The organism is Delftia sp. WSY_12, from assembly GCF_043104645.1.
Classification (GTDB): domain Bacteria; phylum Pseudomonadota; class Gammaproteobacteria; order Burkholderiales; family Burkholderiaceae_C; genus Comamonas; species Comamonas tsuruhatensis.
On record NZ_JBICKW010000022.1, the window covers coordinates 277,109 to 294,402 of the forward strand.

The window sequence follows — 17,294 nt, forward strand, 5'->3', positions numbered from 1 at the left end:
GGATTCGCGCAAGGCCAAGGCCCTGGTGCGCGATGCCGCTGCCCGCATGGAGGGTGGCTCAGGCCGGCGCCCTGGGTCCGATCCCCGCAGGGACAGGCGCATCGTTTTTCCGGCATGGTTGACGCATTGTCTTGTCGCAACTCGGCAGCGTCTTCGCATGCTCGTATGGGATATACCCTAGGACGATGCTGGAGGCATGCGCCGCGTCATGCCACAGCGTGTTCGAGGACGGCGTCTTGTCGTTGCCGAAGATCCAGTATCCGGTCTGCGATGGCGAATCCACTGTCACGCGAATGCTTGAGCCGGCGCGGAACACATGCGCGAATTTCTGGATCTCTACGCGCAGCAGTTCGGGCTTGCCCGACACCATGGGCACGTCCTTGTCCCGCGTGAACGCGCCCCACGGCCTCAGCGTCGTGGAGCGCGCCGTGTCCAGGGCACGCTTGGACGCACGCAGCCAGCCACGCTGCACGAACATCTCCTGCCCGTCCGGCCGCACCTCGGACACGGTGACCTGGATGTCGGTGTTGGCTGCCGTGGCGCTGAGCCACAGGTCGGCCGAGCCTTCGCCATAAAAACTCAGGTCCTGCGGCAGGGCTGCCGTGGTGAAGACCAGTTGGCCATCCTTTTCCGACGCGGGCACGGCGGGCCAGCCTTCGGCCGCCGGGTTGTTCACCTGCGGACTCAGGGCCGGATAGCGGTAGCTGGACGAAGCCGTGCCTGAGGTGGGTGCACTGTCGCCCAGCGCCTGGCCCGGCTGCATCCACAGGCGCAGGGGCTTGACCTGGACAGGCAGCCGGTCAAACCGTGCCTCGCCCGTGGGCATGAGCTTGGCGCCGCCATTGGGGGCCTTGGCGTCCGTGGTCTGCATCTCCTGCAGCAGGCGCACGCGCGGCTCCTTGTCGAAGCCGTTGTCCTCGCCCTTGACGAAGCGCGCCAGGAAGTGCTTCAGCGTCTGGTCGATATGGTCCGAGGTGATGTTCGTGTGGTGGTCGCCGTTGGAGCTGACCAGCCACATCCTGTCGGGCGCAATGGTGTCCTCGTAGTAGCCCGAGCGCGGGCCGATCTGCTCGTCCTGCCAGGACTGCGTGCCCAGCGTGGGGATATTGATCTTGCCGCTTTGCAGCATGGCGCTGCGCTCCAGGTACAGGCCATCGGCATAGGGGTTGTCCAGCCACTTGATCAGGTCCAGCTCGGGCCGCTTGATCTTCTCGATGTTGTCGGCCACCGTCTTGGCGCATTCCGTGTCGCCGCCGTTCTTCACCGCCAGGTCGGCGGCCGTGCGCCAGATGCGCGGGAAGCCGTTCCACCACTGCGCCGGAAAACCGATGTTGGCAATGCCGCCCGGATAGCCCACGTCGCGGTAGGGATCGCCCACATTCTTGCTGGGCGTGATCGCCAGCAGCCCCTTGGGCCGGTGCGCCGCCACCCACAGCTGGTTGTAGCCCGAGTACGAGTAGCCGATCATGCCGATGCGGCCGTTGGACCAGGCCTGCCGCCCGGCCCACTCGATGGCGAAGGCTCCGGCCGCACCTACGCTGGCGTCAAACACCTTGTCATCCCCCGTGGAGCAGCCCGTGCCCGGCACGTTCAGCCCCATGACCGCATAGCCTTCCTTGGTCCAGGGACTGCTGATGTTGGGGTACGAGCCCGAGATATAGCCGTCGTACTCGACCAGCAGCGGGAACGGACCCTGTCCCTCGGGCAGCAGCAGCGAATAGCGCATCCTGTTGCCGTCCGGCAGGGTGATGTAGCCCGATTGCTGGCCCGGCCCCATGGGCGCGGGCATGCCCGACGATCCCCCTCCGCAGGCGGCCAGGCCCACGGCGGCGGCGGCAATGGCCCCCGCCAGCGGCCAGCGCCAGGCCTGTGTGAAAACGGTCTTGGCTGTCATGGGTACCTGTCTCCTTCGTTGTTGTTGGCTATCTCTCGGGGCTTGCCGCGGCAAGCCCCTGCTCGCTCATCTGCTCGCTCATCTACTCGCTCATAGGCTCTCTCACTGCAGCCGGATGCTGGTCGCGCCCGGCTCGGCGTCGAAGATCAGGCTTGACGGCCAGGGCTTCCATGTCTGGCCCAGGGCCGCGTTCTGCGGGTCGCCCGTCTGCATGAAGGCCTTGAGGCTGGCCATCATGGCGTTCGACAGCGCCAGCCGCCCCGGTGCATTGGCCGTGCTGTTGGTCACGCGGGAGAACACGGATGGCCCGAAGTTGCCGAAGAGAAACGGCAGATCGAACGCATGGGCCGCACCGTAGACCGTGTTCCAGGGCGCGGGCTGGCGCGCCCAGTCGAAGCGGTAGCTCCAGACCTCGGCCTGCCGGGTGCGCAGCGTATTGAGCAACTGGTCGCGGCTGGGATCGGCGAACAGATGGGTCAGCTGCGCCATGCGGGCGTTGTAGCCGGTGACCGGCGTATCGACGGGCAGGTAGGCGGCATCGATGATGTCGGCCAGGCCCGGCGCGTTGGGCGACTGCGCGTCGAAGGACTGCATCATGCGAAAGCGCGCCGCATCATCGATCCTGAAGCCCGGCTTGCCGCCCAGCGCCGCCAGCAGGGGTGCGAACAGCTTGCCTTCCTCGGCCGTGTAGCCGGCCATCACAGGCATGCGGTTGTATTGGCCCGCAGCCAGAGCGGCCATGGGGTCGGTGGGCAGCAGCAGGCCGTCGGGAATCGGCCCCGCGCCCGTCAGGCCCTTGGCCACCAGGGTCTGCAGCAGCACGCGCGCATCCTTGCCGCGCAGGTAGGCCGCAATCTGCGCCGGTGTCCAGCCGGCAGCCACCGTGGCCGCAGCCGCCACATCGGCAGCCATCCCATCGGCCACCATCAGATGGGCCAGCAGCAGCGCGGACTGGGTGGCGTAGGCCGAAGCCGGCTTGAGCGTGGCCAGCACGCCGGCCGGCAGGTTGGACGGCAGCGACAGCCCGCCGCTGATGGGCACCAGCCTGTGGAACAGGCCGCGCGCCGACTCGGCCGCCAGCAGCGCCAGCACATTGGTGGCCCCCGCCGACTGGCCCATGAGCGTGACATTGCCCGGATCGCCGCCAAAGCCCGCGATATTGCGCTGCACAAAGCGCAGCGCCTGCAGGTTGTCCAGCAGCGCGAAGTTGCCCGTGGCCGGCGCGCCGGCCTGCATCTGCGGCATGTGCATGTAGCCCAGGATGTCCAGCCGGTAGTTGGCCGTCACCACCACGGCATTGGCAGCGCGTGCCAGGGCCGCGCCGTCATACAGCGGATCGGCCGTATAGCCCGAGATGGCGCTGCCGCCATGGATGAACACCAGCACCGGCAGCTTCTCGGCGCCGCTGGCCGGGCGCCAGATGTTGAGCGTCAGGCAGTCCTCGCTGCCCACGGGCTGGCCCAGGGTGGAGGCAATGGTGTCGTCGAAGCGGTTGTTGGCGCCCGGGCCGTACATGCGCCCGATCTGCAGGCAGGCATTGCCGAACTGGCGCGCCTCGCGCACGCCCTCCCAGGCCTTGGGCTCGGCCGGCGGCTGCCAGCGCAGCGCGCCCACGGGCGCCTGGGCAAAGGGCACGCCCTTCCAGTAATAGGTGCCCGTGGCGGCGCCGTCGTCCACGCCGCGCAAGGGGCCGTAGGCCGTCTCGCGCAGCTCGGGGCCGCCGCCGCCCGAGCCGCCGCAGGCCGCGAGCCACAAAGCCATTGAAGCCACGGCCAGGCGTATGCCGCCGGCCATCCACCGCTGTCCTGTGCGCATGCTTGTCTCCTGAATGGTTTTTGGGGTTTCCCGTATGGGCCGCGCCGGGCCCATGGGTCACACTGCGCAGTCGTTCGCCGCGCTGCAAAAATTCTAGGAACAGCGCGGCAAAACGCCGCTATCGCAACCACGCCAAAACAGTGACTTCAGAACGCAAACAGCGCCCCGAATGGCCCAGGAAAACCCGGTCATGACAACGCAGCGCAGCAGCTCCGCCGCCTGGGTGCGCGGCATCCTGGACATGATGGCCACCGAAGGGCTGGCCCCGCAAAGCCTGTGCGCCGCAGCCGATATCGACCTTGCCGCACTGCAGCATTCGCAGGCCCGTACCGATGTGGACCGCGTGAGCCGGCTCTGGGAGCTGGCCGTGGCCCAGTCCGCCAATCCCACGCTGGGGCTGGACCGGCAACTGGCCGCGCGCCACGGCAACATCGATCTGGTCGGCTACTCGCTGGCTTCGGGCCCGCACCTGCTGGCCGGCTTCCGCGACCTGGAACGCCACATGGCCGTGATCTCGGACGCAACGTCCTTCACGCTGGAGCGCGATGCGCGCGGCTACTGGCTGTCCATACATCACATCGGCGCCACACGGCCCGTGCCGCGCCAGCGCGTGGAGTTCGCCGTGCTCACGCTGCTGGTGCTGTGCAACTGGCTGACGCGGCGCGATGTCCGGCCGCTGGCCGTGGAATTCATGGCCGAGGCGCCCGCCCCCTCGCACGAGGCCGCCTACCGCGCGGCCTTCGGACTGCTGCCGCGCTTCGGCGAGGACGCGAACCGCTTCCTGCTGTCCGAGGCCGACCTGCTCGCCCCCATTCCCACGCACAACCCCGAACTGCTGGCACTGCACGAAAAGCTGGTCGAAACCGAACTCGACCACCTGGGCCAGGCCGGCGTGGGCGCGCGCGTGCGCCACGAGATTGCGCGCCTGCTGCCCCAGGGCGAGCCGCGCCGCGAAGACGTGGCCAGCCTGCTGGGCCTGACCGACCGCACCTTGCAGCGCCGCCTGCAGGCCGAAGACACCAGCTACCAGCAACTGCTGGACGAAACCCGGCGCGAGCTGGCCCTGCAGTACCTGGGCGAGCCGCGCCGCAGCCTGGCCGAGGTGGCCGACCTGCTGGGCTTTGTGGACCAGAGCAACCTCTTTCGCGCCTGCCGCCGCTGGTTCGGCATGCCGCCGGGCCAGTACCGGCAGCAACTGCGTGCGTGAATGCATGGGGTGAATGCGCGCATGAACCTTGCGCCCCACGGGGCATAGGGGCTGGGGGACAATTCCCGCATGAACCTGCACGCTGCCGCCGAAGGCCGGGCTCCGGCGACCTCCCCGCGCCTTCCCATCTCCTGGCAGGATGGCTTTGCCGCCCTGGGCCCCGACTTCTTCACCCATCTGCGCCCCACGCCGCTGCCCGAGCCGCACTGGATCGCCACCAGCACCGGCACCGCCGAGCTGCTGGGCCTGGACCCGCAATGGCTGGCCTGCGATGAGGCCCTGCAGGCGCTCACCGGCAATGCCGTGCTGCCCGGCAGCCATCCGCTGGCCAGCGTCTACAGCGGCCACCAGTTCGGTGTCTGGGCCGGCCAGCTCGGCGACGGCCGTGCCATCTTGCTGGGCGAGACCGCCTCGGGCCAGGAAATCCAGCTCAAGGGCGCGGGCCGCACGCCCTACTCGCGCATGGGCGACGGACGCGCCGTGCTGCGTTCGTCCATCCGTGAATTCCTGTGCAGCGAAGCCATGCACGCCCTGGGCATTCCCACCACGCGCGCGCTGAGCGTGACCGGATCGCCCGCCCCCATTCGCCGCGAAGAGATCGAGACCGCCGCCGTGGTGGCGCGCGTGGCGCCCAGCTTCATACGCTTTGGCCACTTCGAGCACTTTGCGGCGCGCGACCAGATGGCGCCGCTGCGCCAGCTGGCCGACTACGTGATCGACCGCTACTACCCCGAATGCCGCACGGCCGAGGCACTGGCCGGCAACGCCTACGCCAACTTCCTGCAGGCCGTGAGCGAGCGCACGGCGCGGCTGCTGGCGCACTGGCAGGCCGTGGGCTTTTGCCATGGCGTGATGAACACCGACAACATGAGCATCCTGGGCCTGACCATCGACTACGGTCCCTTCCAGTTCCTCGATGCCTTCGACCCCGGCCACATCTGCAACCACAGCGACACCCAGGGCCGCTACGCCTTCAACCGCCAGCCCCAGGTCGCGTACTGGAACCTCTACTGCCTGGGCCAGGCCCTGCTGCCGCTGATCGGCGAAGAGGAGCTGACCATTGCGGCGCTGGAGTCGTACAAGCAGGTGTTTCCGCAGGCCTATGGCTCTCTCATGCTGCGCAAGCTGGGCTTGCCCGAAGATGCTCCCGGCACGCCGCCTGCCGAGGCGCGCTTTGCCGCCCTGGTGAACCCGCTGCTGCAGCTCATGGCCGACAACGCCGTGGACTACACCATCTTCTTCAGCCGCCTGACCGATGCCGTGGCCACAGCCGGCGGCACCGAGCCCGACCTGGAGCCCGTGCGCGACCTGGTGCTGGACCGGCCCGCCTTCGACGCCTGGGCGGCAGGCTACGTACGGCAGCTTGCGACCGTGGATGGCACGGCAGCGGCCGCGCTGATGCAAGAATCGAATCCGCGCTTCGTGCTGCGCAACCACCTGGGAGAAATCACCATCCGCGCAGCCAAGGCGGGCGACTTCACCGCAGTGCGCCAGCTGCTGGCCGTGCTGCAGACCCCGTTCGCACCCCACGCCGAGCATGCCGAATGGGCAGGCTTCCCGCCCGACTGGGCTTCCTCCATCGAGATCAGCTGTTCATCATGAGCTTTCCCATCCACAAGACCGAGCAGGAATGGCAGGCCGAGCTGCAGGCCAAGGGCGCCGAGCCCGCCGCCTTCCAGGTGACGCGCCACGCGGCCACCGAGCGCCCCTTCACAGGCCGCTATGAGCAGTTCTGGGCCGATGGCAGCTACCACTGCATCTGCTGCGGCGCCAAGCTGTTCGACTCCGATACCAAGTTCGACGCCGGCTGCGGCTGGCCCAGCTTCGACCGCGCCATCCCAGGCGCCATCACCGAAATCGTGGACCGCAGCCATGGCATGGTGCGCACCGAGACCGTCTGCAGCCAGTGCGGCGCCCACCTCGGCCATGTATTCCCCGATGGTCCCTCCGACACAGGGCTGCGCTACTGCATGAATTCCGCGTCGCTGGAATTCGAGCCGCCCAAGGCCTAGGCCCCAGGCCCGCAAAAACCCCAGCCGGCGCGGCCCTGCACCGATGCCGGGCCGCGCCGGCTGCGCCACAATGCGCCTGCCAAGCGCTCAGGCACCATGCCTGACTCCAAGCCCATCGAAATCTTCCAATGAAGTTACTGATCGACTTTTTCCCCATCATCCTGTTCTTCGTCGCCTTCAAGGTCTGGGGCATCTACACGGCCACGGCCGTGGCCATCGTCGCCACCATCGCGCAGATCGCCTACCTGCGCGTGCGCCATGGCAAGGTCGAGCCCATGCAATGGGTCAGCCTGGGCGTGATCGTGCTGTTCGGCGGCGCCACCTTGCTCGCCCACAACGACACCTTCATCAAGTGGAAGCCCACGGTGCTGTACTGGCTCATGGGCGGCGCCCTGGTGATTGGCCAGCTGGTATTTCGCAAGAACCTGCTGCGCTCCGTCATGGGCGCGCAACTGCAACTGCCGGACAACGCCTGGCGCACCATGAACTGGAGCTGGGCAGCCTTCTTCGCGGTGATGGGCGCGCTCAACCTGGTCATCGCCTACCGCTTCGACACCGACACCTGGGTCAACTTCAAGCTGTTCGGCGGCATGGGGCTGATGCTGGTCTTCGTGATCGGACAGGCCATCTACATGAGCCGCTTCATGCAGGAAGACAAGGGCGAGGCAGCCGCCGCCACGCCCGACGCCCTGCCCCCGTCCGGCGTGCAACAGGACAAGCAGCCATGAGCGCACCCGCCCATCCACTGCCCATCACCGCCGAAGCCATGCAGGCCGTGCTGCGCGAGCGCCTCGCCCCCGATCACCTGGAAGTGATCGACGAAAGCCACCAGCACGCCGGCCATGTGGGAGCCAACGGCACCGGCTTCGGCACGCATTTCCGCGTGCGCATTGCGTCACCTTTGTTTCAAGGCAAGCCGCGCGTGGCACGCCACCGCCTTGTGTATGATGCGCTGCAAGAATTCATTGACCAGGGCGCTCACGCCATCGCCATCGAGGTTCTTTGAACTTTTACAGGCTCCGAAGATTCGGAGCCTGTTGCGTATCCACGCTATAGAATCAATTTTTCCTTCATCTCTGGAATTCGCATGAAAAAACAGCTTCTGACCAGCCTGGTGACTGCCGCCGTGCTGAGCACCGCAGCCCTGTCCGCCTCGGCCCAGAACATCGCCGTCGTCAACGGCAAGGCTGTGCCCAAGGCACGCGCCGAAGTGCTCAAGCAGCAGATCGAGCAAAGCGGCCGCCCCGTCACGCCCGAGATGGAAGGGCAGATCAAGGAAGAAGTCATCGCCCGCGAGATCTTCATGCAGGAAGCCAACAAGCGCGGCCTGGCCAACAGCGAAGCCTACAAGCAGCAGATGGAACTGGCCCGCCAGACCATCCTGATCCGCTCGCTGTTCGAAGACTTCCAGAAGAAGAACCCCGTGACCGACGCCGAAGCCAAGGCCGAGTACGACAAGGCCGTCGCTGCCAACAGCGGCAAGGAATACAAGGCCAGCCACATCCTGGTCGAGTCGGAAGACCGCGCCAAGGCCATCATTGCCGAGATCAAGGCCGGCAAGAAGTTCGAAGACATCGCCAAGAAGGAGTCCAAGGACCCCGGATCCGGCGCCCGTGGCGGTGACCTCGACTGGGCCAACCCCGGCAACTACGTGCCCGAGTTCTCCGAAGCCCTGATCAAGCTCGAAAAGGGCGGCATGACCCAGGAGCCGGTCAAGAGCCAGTTCGGCTACCACATCATCCGCCAGGACGACGTGCGCCAGGCCGAACTGCCCAAGTTCGAGGAAGTCAAGCCCCAGATCGTGCAGCAGCTGCAACAGCAAAAGCTGGCGCAATTCCAGGAATCGCTGCGCGAAAAGGCCAAGATCCAGTAAGATGCTTGCGTGTCGGCGGTTTTTGCCGTCGGCCTGACCATCACCAGCCCGCCTTGTGCGGGCTCTTTTTTTGCCCCAGGCAAGGTGGCCGCCAAAGAAAAAAGCTGCCCCTGGGGGCAGCCCGATTCAAGCCTGATTCATCCTGTCCCGGCGTCCACGGCACCGGAAACCAGGCCATCGTGCTTCTCAGAACTGGTAGAGCGCGGTCAATCTGACCGTGCGACCCTCTCCGTACTCCACGGCCGAAGAACGCGACTGCTCGCCCAGGCGCTGGCGCACGCCGGCCACATAGGCCTTGTTGCCGATGTTGTCGAGATTGAGCCGGAGCTTCCATTGCCGGTTGAGTTCATAGCCGACCATGGCGCTGTGCACCCAATAGGCAGAGAGCTTCCCATCGCCTGCCGAGGTGACATTGCGCGTGCCCACGAAGCGCGCGCCATAGCCCACCGTCCAGCCCTGCGGCAGCGCATAGGTGGTCCACAGGTTCAGCGAATGGCGCGGCGTATTGCCCAGCGCCTGGCCCACACGCGCAGGCTCGTTCAATGACTTGAGGGTCTTACTGGCCATGAAGGTGTAGTTGGCGAAGAGGTCCCATTGCGGAGTCACCTTGCCTGCAGCCCCGAGTTCCAGCCCGCGCACGCGCTGCTCACCGGCCAGCAGATAGCTGCCATCGGCCATCTGCTCTCGGGCATTGGTCTTGTCCACCTGGAACAGCGCGGCTGTCAGCGCCAGCTGGCGGTCCCGCACATCCCACTTGGTTCCCAGCTCCAGGCTGGTGTTCTTCTCGGGCGCCAGCGAGGCCGTGGCCGCGTCCAGGCCGGAACCATTGGAGACCAGGAATTCCGCGGAGGGGTTGAAGGCCGTGCCATAGGCCAAGTAGATGCGGCCGTTGTCGGCGGGCTTGAAGCTCAGGGCGGTGCGGCCGCTGAGCCGGCCGTCGGAACTGTCCACCGAGGTGCGCACGCCAGCGGCCGTTGCGGCGTTGGAGCGCCCGTCGATCCAGTCGTAGCGCAGGCCCAGGTTCAGATCCCAGCGCGGCCCCAGCGCAATGGAGTCGGTGGCATACAGCGCGCGGGTGTCCAGGCGGGTTTCGTTCCTTCCGCTGTTTTGCAGATCCGTGGTGCCCGTCCAGTATCCGGGCGGACGGGCCAGCGGATAGCCGCCGGCCGGGAACTGCCGGTTGATGCTGTAGGAAGAGGTGGTGCGGTCATAGGTCTCGCGTGCGATCTCGAAGCCCGTGACCAGCGTATGCCCCAGCACGCCTGTGTCGAAGCGCTGGGTCAGGTTGGTCTGGTTGATCCACAGGGTGGTGGCCGCATCGCGGCCATAGGCCTGGGGCCCTGCGGGCCGGTAGTAGCCAGGCTGCATGCCCCGGAGATCGACATGCGAGGCCGAGATCACGGTATCGCGGCTCAGCCGCGAGTAGCGCGAGAGGTTCTGCAGCTTGGCGCCCGAGGCGAAGTCATGCTCGATCTTCGCGGTCAGGGCATCCTGGCCGATCTTTTCCCGGTCAAGGTTGCGCCAGCCGAAATAGGCATTGCGCGAGACGCCTTCGAGCATCTTGCCGCGAAAGGCCGGCACGCCATAGTCGGGAAGATTGTCATCGCTCTGATGGAAGAAGCCGAGGGTCAGGCGCGTGGGCGAATTCAGCCCCAGGGCCAGCGAGGGCGCCACGCCCCAGCGCCGCTTGAAGATGGCATTGCGCCCCGCCACGTTGCTGTCATGGCCCATGAGGTTCAGGCGCATGGCAGCCTTGCCGCCAGCCAGCACCCTGTTGGCGTCGAGCGTGACGCGCCGGTAGCTGGCCGTGCCCAGGCCTGCGTCGGCCTCGGTGAAGTCATGGGCCTTGGGCTGCTTGCTGATCATGTTGATGCTGCCGCCCGAGGTGCCCGCGCCGCCGAAGACCGAGTTGGGTCCCTTGATGACCTCGACGGATTGCGTGTTGAAGAGATCGCTTCGGCTCTTCTGCCCGCTGTCGCGCAGCCCGTCGATCTGCAGGTTGGCGTTGGCGCTGAAGCCGCGGATGTTGATGCTGTCGCCCGAGCCTGCACCGCCCTCGCCCGCATTGAAGGTGATGCCGGATACATTGGACAGCGCCTGCTGCAGGCTCAGGGCGTTTTGCTCCTGCAGCACCTGCCCGGGCACCACGGTGATGGTCTGCGGCACATCCAGCAGCGGCTTGGCGTATTTGGCCGATTCGGATGCCTCGGTGCGCGAGCCGGTGGAGCGCTGCCCGGAGACGGTCAAGGGCGCCAACTGCACCTGACGCTCATCGGCAGTGGCGTCCTGCGCATAAGCGGGCGTGACCAGCGCCGCAGCGAACACCGAAAAAAGGCACGACTGGGGGCCGGAGACGAAGGGTCGAGATAGCAAATGTGCTGTGCGCATGGCAAAGATCCACGTTGAAAATGGGAATCATTTGCAACGCAGCCTTTCCAAAGCAATCAGACCCGTCTGAATCTGGCGCATCACCCCTGGTTTCAGGCGTTTTCACTTGTTTTCACTTGCGCCGATCAGCGCGCTCCCGCCTCCTGCAGCAGGCGCTCCACCTCATGCTGGCTGCGCTGGCGGGCGTGGACGACGGCGGTCACGCCATCCTTGTCGGGCAGATTGAGATCGGCCCTGGCCGCGATCAGCTGGCGGACGATGTCCTGGTAGCGCGGGCCTCCGTCGCCCAGCAAAACGGCTTCGAGCAGGCAGGTCCAGCCCAGCCGGTTCACATGGTCGGCCCGTACACCGGCGGCCAGCAGGGCCTGCACGGTATCGACATGGCCGCGCTCGCAGGCCGGGATCAGCGCCGTGCCGCCGTAGCGGTTGGTGCTTTGCAGATCGGCGCCGTACGACAGCGTCATGCGCAGTATCTCCAGGCGGCCCAGGGCACCGGCCAGCAGATAGGCACTGTCCTGCAGGTCATTCTTGAGATTGGGGTTGGCCCCATGGACCAGCAGCGAGCGCGCGACCTCGACATGGTTGCCGCGCACGGCCAGCAGCAGCGGCGTATTGCCCTGCCGGTCACGCACATCGACAGGTGCGCCGCGCTTGAGCCAGTCGCGTACCTGCAGCGCTTCGCCGGCCTGGGCGGCCGCCAGCAGCGCGGGGCCGAATTCCGGGCGATTCACCGCACCCTCCTGCGCCCTGGCCGCATCGCGGCCCTCAGCGGCTGTGGCCACAGCCTGTGCCTCCTGCGCCTGCGTCTCTGGTCCCTGCGCATCCGCCAGTCCCGCGGCAAGACAGGCCGTCAGGATTGCAGCGTGCCGGACATGGGCGCCGGATCGGGAAACAGCATGGTGCATACAAGCCCTCCTGGAAAACACGGTTGTGCGGCAAGCGTAAGGCAAGCTTGCCCGGTTGCGCATGAAGCCGGGGCGTCGCACGTCAGTTTCATTCAGGAACTATAGCTACATCGCCTGATCCCACGCGCTTTCCCCGGGCTTGCGCCGGAAAGTCTTCGCGCGCCAGCCTTTCTCAAACGAAAGGAGACCTGTTCCCGTGTCTTGCAACAAAAGCCGTGCCGCCCGCTGGATGGCCGCAGCCGCCACCGCCCTCGCCGTCCTCACCACCACCCTGGCCCCGGCCGCCGCCCATGCGCGCGAGTTCGTCAGCGTCAAGGGCGCCAGCGTCAATGTGCGGCAGCAGCCCACCACGCGCTCGGCCACGCTGTGGGAACTGGGCAAGGGCTATCCGCTGCAGGTGGTGCAGCGCAAGGGCCAGTGGCTGCGCGTCAGGGACAACGAGAGCACGCTGGGCTGGGTGCATGCACCGCTGACCGGCAAGACCCCGCACATGGTGGTGACCGGGCGCACCGCCAATCTGCGCGCAGGCCCGGGCCAGAAACACCGCGTGGTGGGCAAGCTGGCTGAGCTGGAGGTGGTGCGCACGCTCAAGAAGCAGGGCTCCTGGGCCCATGTCCAGCGCGACAACGGCCAAAAGGGCTGGGTGGCGCGCAGCCTGACCTGGGGCTGGTGAACCAGGCGCTGCGTCGAACGTTCAGCCGTTGACCACGACCTGCGCGCGCGGCGCATAGCCGTGGTTCAGCGGACCGTGGCCGGCGCCCGTGAACACATCGGCACCGGCCGCAATCGCGCCCAGGATGTACTCGCGCGCCTGGGCCACGGCCGCCTCCAGCGGCAGGCCCAGCGCCAGGTGCGAGGCAATCGCCGAAGACAGCGTGCAGCCCGTGCCGTGCCCGTTGTGCGTGGCAATGCGCTGCGACTGCAGGCGCAGCCGCTGGCCGTTGCCATGGCCCAGCAGGTCCACCACCAGATCGCCGGACAGATGCCCGCCCTTGAGCAATGCGGCCGGCGCGCCCAGCGCCAGCAGTTCCTGCACGGCGCCGTCCAGTGCGTCTATGCCATCAATGGAGTGGCCCAGCAGCAGCGCTGCCTCGTCCAGATTGGGCGTGACCACGGTGGCCAGGGGGAACAGTTCGCGCACCAGCACGGAGGCGGTTTCCGGGGCAATCAGCCGGTCGCCGCTGGTGGCCACCATCACGGGGTCGAGCACCACGTTGCGCAGCTGGTGGCGGCGGATGGCATCGGCCACCACCTGCACCACCTCGGGCGTGGCCAGCATGCCGATCTTGACGGCGTCGGCGCCGATGTCCTCGACCACCGCATCGATCTGGCCGCGCAGTATGTCCACGGGAATGCCGTGGATGCCGCTGACGCCCAGCGTGTTCTGCACGGTGATGGCCGTGATGGCCGTCATGCCGTAGCAGCCCAGGGCGCTGCAGGTCTTGAGGTCGGCCTGTATGCCGGCGCCGCCGCCGCTGTCGGAGCCCGCGATGATGAGCACGCGTGCATAGCGCTTGCGCGCGGCGGGAGCCGGTTCGGGGGATGCGGCGGTCGAAGGGGAGTGGTCGGCAGTCATGGGCGAAAATTATCACCCATGCGCATGGTCAATACCGGCAGCTGCGGGATGTGCTGTAATGCCTGCTGACGGACGAAACAGGGGTGTCCCGTCGGTGAAACAGGGCCTGGCCCGCCTCGCCGATGCGTGACTGAGAAACACCCTGGGGCCCCGGGGCGACCAGCCCCCTGCCGCACAAGCCTGCACCACAGGCACCTTGCCGCGCAGCGCCCCTGCACCCGATCCAGGTCATGCTGGCGTGGGGAGTTTCAATCAATCGGGGTGGTACGCCGCGTTTTGTCCAGCACATGCCCTGTGCGCGGACAGCCGGCCGGCAGTCCCACGGGCATGGGCGCACTTGACCACCAGATGCACATGTCCGTTCTACAAGCTTCTTCCCGCATCGCCATTCTGGGCGGCGGCCTCATGGGCCGGCTGCTGGCATTGGCGCTGGCCCGTCGCGGCCACGGCATCGCCGTATACGACGCCCACGGCCCCGAAGGCGATGGCGCAGCGGCCCGCGTGGCCGCCGCCATGCTCGCGCCCCTGGCCGAATCGGCCATCACCGAGCCCGGCGTGGTGCGCATGGGCCAGCACGGCCTGACGCGCTGGCCCGAACTGCTGGCCCAGCTCGATGCGCCCGTGTTCTTCCAGCAAAACGGCACCCTCATCCTTTGGCACCGCCAGGACGCGGGCGATGCCCAGCGCTTTTTCGGCCTGCTGGAGAAAAACCGCCGCATCAACCCCAGCCTTCCCGCGCTGCAGCCGCTGGCCGACCAGGCCCTGCACGACTGCGAGCCCGCGCTTGAGCGGCGATTTGCCCAGGCCATGTACCTGCAGGGCGAAGGCCAGCTCGACAACCGCCAGCTGCTGGCCGCGCTCCACGCCACGCTGACCCGCCTGGGCGTGGAGCAGCACTGGAACCAGCCGCGCGAGCTGGCCGACTTCCGTCCCGGCACGCCGGGCCAGCCCGACTGGGTGCTGGACTGCCGGGGCCTGGGCGCACGCGGCCAGTGGCCTGCGCTGCGCGGCGTGCGCGGCGAGGTGGTGCGCATCCATGCGCCCGAGGTCACGCTGCAGCGGCCCACGCGCCTGATCCATCCGCGCTATCCGATCTACATTGCGCCCAAGGAGGACCACCTCTTCGTCATCGGCGCTACCGAGATCGAGTCCGACGACATGTCGCCGGCCAGCGTGCGCTCCACGCTGGAGCTGCTGAGTGCCGCCTACACCGTGCATCCGGGTTTTGCCGAAGGCCGCATCGTCGAGATCGCCACCCAGTGCCGCCCCACCCTGCCCGACAATCTGCCGGCCGTGCGCTGGAGCGCGCCGCGCGTGATGGAGGTCAACGGCCTGTACCGCCATGGCTTCATGATCGCGCCGGCCATGCTGGACGTGGTGCTGGAGCTGCTCGACAGCGGTGATTCCGAACTGGCCCGCCGCTTCGATGTTGCCGTCGAGCATGCGCCATCGCAGCACAAGGCAGCCGCCTGAACGGCACGCACGGCACTTTCACGCACAACAGACCGGACATGCACGCAGGGCCACCAGCCCCGGCCCTGCCTAAGATCGAACAAGCCCCCGTACCCGCCTTTCGTTTTCCCCCAGCCGCCATGAACATCACCATCAACCAGCAAGCGACCGAACTGAGCGACGGAGCCACCGTGGCCGACGCGCTGGCCCAGCTTGCGCCGCGCCCGCCCTTTGCCGTGGCCATCAACACCGTCTTCGTACCCAAGGCCCGCTATGCCGAGCAGGCGCTGAACGACGGCGACCGCCTCGAAGTGATCTCGCCGGTGACCGGCGGCTGATGCCCCATCCGACTCTCCCATTGCCTCACGCCATGACGACTTCCGCCCCTTCCTCCGACGACAGCCTGGTCCTGTACGGCCAGCGCTTTGACAGCCGCCTGCTGCTGGGCACCTCCCGCTACCCCTCGCCCGCCGTGCTGGAAGCTGCCGTGCAGCGTGCCCGCCCCGCCATGGTCACGGCCTCGCTGCGCCGCCAGGGCAGCAATGCCGCCGAGACCGGTGCCAGCTTCTGGGAATTGCTCAAGAAGCTGGCCGTGCCCGTGCTGCCCAACACGGCCGGCTGCATGACCGTGCAGGAAGCCGTGACCACGGCCCAGATGGCACGCGAAGTCTTCGAGACCCCCTGGATCAAGCTGGAGCTGATCGGCGACGACTACACCCTGCAGCCCGACACGCTGAACCTGGTCGAGGCCGCCTCCATCCTCATCAAGGACGGCTTCCAGGTCCTGCCCTACACCACCGAGGACCTGGTGCTGTGCCAGCGCCTGGTGGATGTGGGCTGCCAGGCCGTCATGCCCTGGGCGGCGCCCATCGGCACGGGCCGCGGCCCCGTCAACCCCTATGCCATGCAGACACTGCGCGAGCGCCTGAAGGTGCCGCTGATCGTGGATGCGGGCCTGGGCCGCCCCTCGCACGCCTGCCAGGTCATGGAATGGGGCTATGACGCCGTGCTGCTGAACACGGCCGTGGCCTTGTCCGAAGATCCCGTCGCCATGGCCGGCGCCTTTGCCGATGCCGTGAATGCCGGCCACGCCGCCCACCGCGCCGGCGCCATGGCCGAGCAGTCTGCCGCCCAGCCCAGCACGCCCGTGCTGGGCACGCCGTTCTGGCACCACGGCTGAGGAGACCGGCCATGAGCAACGACTCCATCCAATCCTGGGCAGATGCCATCGTGCGCCTGCACGGCGCCACCTTTGCCCCTGAAGGCTCCGCCCTGCCCTCGCAGCCCGTGCCGCAGGCACAGCGCCAGGAGCCGGCCTATCTTGCGGCGCTGCAGGCCTGCAGCGCCCTGGGTTTCATCGCCATCGACGCCGAGACGCTGGCCTGCGCCTGGCAAGCGCAGACGCTGCGCAGGGGCCGCTTCGAGGCCACGCTATGGCCCGACGATCCGCGCGACTTCGGCCTGGAGGGCGCCGATCCCGCACTGGCCTTCCCGGAGTGCCCAAGGTCCATGGGCCTGTACGGCGTGCTGCCCGATGCGCAATGGGTGGGCCGCATGGCCCGCGCCGGTGTGCCCACCGTGCAGCTGCGCTTCAAGTCCGAGGACCGCGACGCCATCGCGCGCGAAGTGCGCGCCGCCGTGGCCGCCGTGGAAGGCACGGGCGCCCTGCTCTTCATCAACGACCACTGGCGCGAGGCCATCGATGCCGGCGCCTATGGCGTGCATGTGGGCCAGGAGGACCTGGACGCGCTGGCCGGCGCCGACCTGCAGGCCATCCACGCCTCGGGCCTGCGCCTGGGCGTGAGCACGCATGGCTATGCCGAAATGGTGCGCGCCCATGCCGTGCAGCCCAGCTACATCGCGCTGGGCGCCGTCTTTCCCACCACGCTCAAGAAGATGGCCACGGCTCCGCAGGGCCTGGCGCGCCTGGGCGCCTATGTGCGCCTGATGCAGCGCTATCCGCTGGTGGCCATCGGCGGCATCTCGGCCGACCAGTTCCCGGCCGTGCGCGCCACGGGCGTGGGCTCGGTGGCCGTGGTGCGGGCACTGGTCAATGCCGAGGACCCGGAAGCGGCGGCGCAGCAGTTGCTTGCCAGCATGCAGGCTGCGAACTGAGCCTTTGCGGGACCACACATCAAAAAAGGGAGCATCTGCTCCCTTTCTTGCATGTGC

Annotated in this window: 16 protein-coding genes; 11 read left to right on the plus strand and 5 right to left on the minus strand. The window is 67.5% G+C overall.

All coding sequences use genetic code 11. The annotated features are described in order from the left end of the window. Positions 1-58: 58 nt before the first annotated feature. Together ACF8LI_RS13610 and ACF8LI_RS13615 are read right to left on the minus strand one after the other, a co-directional pair. Positions 59-1,894 carry a CocE/NonD family hydrolase gene (locus ACF8LI_RS13610; RefSeq protein WP_392413063.1) on the minus strand — a complete coding sequence of 612 codons (1,836 nt, stop codon included), beginning with the start codon at positions 1,892-1,894 and terminating at the stop codon, positions 59-61. 102 nt (positions 1,895-1,996) lie between these two features. Further along, positions 1,997-3,709 carry a carboxylesterase/lipase family protein gene (locus ACF8LI_RS13615; protein WP_392413065.1) on the minus strand — a complete coding sequence of 571 codons (1,713 nt, stop codon included), beginning with the start codon at positions 3,707-3,709 and terminating at the stop codon, positions 1,997-1,999. 190 nt (positions 3,710-3,899) lie between these two features. Here ACF8LI_RS13615 and ACF8LI_RS13620 point away from each other — a divergent pair, with 190 nt between their 5' ends. The 6 genes from ACF8LI_RS13620 to ACF8LI_RS13645 all read left to right on the plus strand — a co-directional run bounded on the left by ACF8LI_RS13620 (position 3,900) and on the right by ACF8LI_RS13645 (position 8,801). After that, positions 3,900-4,916, plus strand: coding sequence for an AraC family transcriptional regulator (locus tag ACF8LI_RS13620; protein WP_012205141.1), 1,017 nt, complete (start codon positions 3,900-3,902; stop codon positions 4,914-4,916). A 69-nt stretch (positions 4,917-4,985) separates the two neighbouring features. Further along, entirely contained in the window at positions 4,986-6,518 is a 1,533-nt protein-coding gene (locus ACF8LI_RS13625) for a YdiU family protein (RefSeq protein ID WP_016446745.1), read from the plus strand. Next, positions 6,515-6,928 carry a peptide-methionine (R)-S-oxide reductase MsrB gene (gene msrB, locus ACF8LI_RS13630; RefSeq protein WP_016446744.1) on the plus strand — a complete coding sequence of 138 codons (414 nt, stop codon included), beginning with the start codon at positions 6,515-6,517 and terminating at the stop codon, positions 6,926-6,928. The genes ACF8LI_RS13625 and msrB overlap by 4 nt, the downstream gene beginning before the upstream one ends. Positions 6,929-7,056: 128 nt before the next feature. Then, positions 7,057-7,656 carry a septation protein A gene (locus ACF8LI_RS13635; protein WP_017406454.1) on the plus strand — a complete coding sequence of 200 codons (600 nt, stop codon included), beginning with the start codon at positions 7,057-7,059 and terminating at the stop codon, positions 7,654-7,656. After that, complete coding sequence (locus tag ACF8LI_RS13640; RefSeq protein ID WP_013802780.1) at positions 7,653-7,934, plus strand: BolA family transcriptional regulator; 282 nt, start codon at positions 7,653-7,655, stop codon at positions 7,932-7,934. The genes ACF8LI_RS13635 and ACF8LI_RS13640 overlap by 4 nt, the downstream gene beginning before the upstream one ends. Positions 7,935-8,015: 81 nt before the next feature. Further along, complete coding sequence (locus tag ACF8LI_RS13645) at positions 8,016-8,801, plus strand: peptidylprolyl isomerase (RefSeq protein ID WP_016446742.1); 786 nt, start codon at positions 8,016-8,018, stop codon at positions 8,799-8,801. Positions 8,802-8,987: 186 nt separating this feature from the next. Here the strand turns inward: ACF8LI_RS13645 and ACF8LI_RS13650 are convergent, their stop codons facing one another. Together ACF8LI_RS13650 and ACF8LI_RS13655 are read right to left on the minus strand one after the other, a co-directional pair. Continuing rightward, positions 8,988-11,189 carry a TonB-dependent receptor gene (locus ACF8LI_RS13650; protein WP_392413067.1) on the minus strand — a complete coding sequence of 734 codons (2,202 nt, stop codon included), beginning with the start codon at positions 11,187-11,189 and terminating at the stop codon, positions 8,988-8,990. 125 nt (positions 11,190-11,314) lie between these two features. Next, the gene (locus ACF8LI_RS13655; protein ID WP_047327611.1) at positions 11,315-12,094 is read right to left on the minus strand and encodes an ankyrin repeat domain-containing protein; all 780 of its coding nucleotides are present in this window, start codon (positions 12,092-12,094) and stop codon (positions 11,315-11,317) included. Between the two features lie 196 nt (positions 12,095-12,290). Between ACF8LI_RS13655 and ACF8LI_RS13660 the strand changes: the two genes are divergently transcribed. Further along, positions 12,291-12,767: an SH3 domain-containing protein gene (locus ACF8LI_RS13660; RefSeq protein WP_026062660.1), complete on the plus strand. Its 477-nt coding sequence runs from the start codon at positions 12,291-12,293 to the stop codon at positions 12,765-12,767. Positions 12,768-12,788: 21 nt separating this feature from the next. Here ACF8LI_RS13660 and thiD read toward each other — a convergent pair whose 3' ends face one another. Beyond that, on the minus strand, positions 12,789-13,670 hold the full coding sequence (gene thiD, locus ACF8LI_RS13665; RefSeq protein ID WP_034392653.1) for a bifunctional hydroxymethylpyrimidine kinase/phosphomethylpyrimidine kinase: 882 nt from the start codon (positions 13,668-13,670) through the stop codon (positions 12,789-12,791). A 354-nt stretch (positions 13,671-14,024) separates the two neighbouring features. Between thiD and ACF8LI_RS13670 the strand changes: the two genes are divergently transcribed. The 4 genes from ACF8LI_RS13670 (at position 14,025) to thiE (ending at position 17,237) form a co-directional block, all read left to right on the plus strand. Next, positions 14,025-15,143, plus strand: coding sequence for an FAD-dependent oxidoreductase (locus tag ACF8LI_RS13670; protein WP_074922885.1), 1,119 nt, complete (start codon positions 14,025-14,027; stop codon positions 15,141-15,143). Between the two features lie 119 nt (positions 15,144-15,262). Further along, the gene (thiS, locus tag ACF8LI_RS13675; RefSeq protein WP_012205130.1) at positions 15,263-15,460 is read left to right on the plus strand and encodes a sulfur carrier protein ThiS; all 198 of its coding nucleotides are present in this window, start codon (positions 15,263-15,265) and stop codon (positions 15,458-15,460) included. Positions 15,461-15,492: 32 nt separating this feature from the next. Further along, the gene (locus ACF8LI_RS13680; RefSeq protein WP_016452920.1) at positions 15,493-16,302 is read left to right on the plus strand and encodes a thiazole synthase; all 810 of its coding nucleotides are present in this window, start codon (positions 15,493-15,495) and stop codon (positions 16,300-16,302) included. 11 nt (positions 16,303-16,313) lie between these two features. Next, complete coding sequence (thiE, locus tag ACF8LI_RS13685; RefSeq protein ID WP_392413069.1) at positions 16,314-17,237, plus strand: thiamine phosphate synthase; 924 nt, start codon at positions 16,314-16,316, stop codon at positions 17,235-17,237. Positions 17,238-17,294: the final 57 nt, after the last annotated feature.

What these genes read in the sequence shown, in the direction of transcription:
- ACF8LI_RS13610 (WP_392413063.1), bottom strand. Translation starts at nt 1,894, where the DNA reads ATGACAGCCAAGACCGTTTTCACACAGGCCTGGCGCTGGCCGCTGGCG.
- ACF8LI_RS13650 (WP_392413067.1), bottom strand. Translation starts at nt 11,189, where the DNA reads ATGCGCACAGCACATTTGCTATCTCGACCCTTCGTCTCCGGCCCCCAG.
- ACF8LI_RS13625 (WP_016446745.1), top strand. Translation starts at nt 4,986, where the DNA reads ATGAACCTGCACGCTGCCGCCGAAGGCCGGGCTCCGGCGACCTCCCCG.
- ACF8LI_RS13620 (WP_012205141.1), top strand. Translation starts at nt 3,900, where the DNA reads ATGACAACGCAGCGCAGCAGCTCCGCCGCCTGGGTGCGCGGCATCCTG.
- ACF8LI_RS13640 (WP_013802780.1), top strand. Translation starts at nt 7,653, where the DNA reads ATGAGCGCACCCGCCCATCCACTGCCCATCACCGCCGAAGCCATGCAG.
- ACF8LI_RS13645 (WP_016446742.1), top strand. Translation starts at nt 8,016, where the DNA reads ATGAAAAAACAGCTTCTGACCAGCCTGGTGACTGCCGCCGTGCTGAGC.
- ACF8LI_RS13655 (WP_047327611.1), bottom strand. Translation starts at nt 12,094, where the DNA reads ATGCACCATGCTGTTTCCCGATCCGGCGCCCATGTCCGGCACGCTGCA.
- thiD (WP_034392653.1), bottom strand. Translation starts at nt 13,670, where the DNA reads ATGACTGCCGACCACTCCCCTTCGACCGCCGCATCCCCCGAACCGGCT.
- ACF8LI_RS13670 (WP_074922885.1), top strand. Translation starts at nt 14,025, where the DNA reads ATGTCCGTTCTACAAGCTTCTTCCCGCATCGCCATTCTGGGCGGCGGC.
- thiE (WP_392413069.1), top strand. Translation starts at nt 16,314, where the DNA reads ATGAGCAACGACTCCATCCAATCCTGGGCAGATGCCATCGTGCGCCTG.
- ACF8LI_RS13615 (WP_392413065.1), bottom strand. Translation starts at nt 3,709, where the DNA reads ATGCGCACAGGACAGCGGTGGATGGCCGGCGGCATACGCCTGGCCGTG.
- ACF8LI_RS13635 (WP_017406454.1), top strand. Translation starts at nt 7,057, where the DNA reads ATGAAGTTACTGATCGACTTTTTCCCCATCATCCTGTTCTTCGTCGCC.
- ACF8LI_RS13680 (WP_016452920.1), top strand. Translation starts at nt 15,493, where the DNA reads ATGACGACTTCCGCCCCTTCCTCCGACGACAGCCTGGTCCTGTACGGC.
- msrB (WP_016446744.1), top strand. Translation starts at nt 6,515, where the DNA reads ATGAGCTTTCCCATCCACAAGACCGAGCAGGAATGGCAGGCCGAGCTG.
- thiS (WP_012205130.1), top strand. Translation starts at nt 15,263, where the DNA reads ATGAACATCACCATCAACCAGCAAGCGACCGAACTGAGCGACGGAGCC.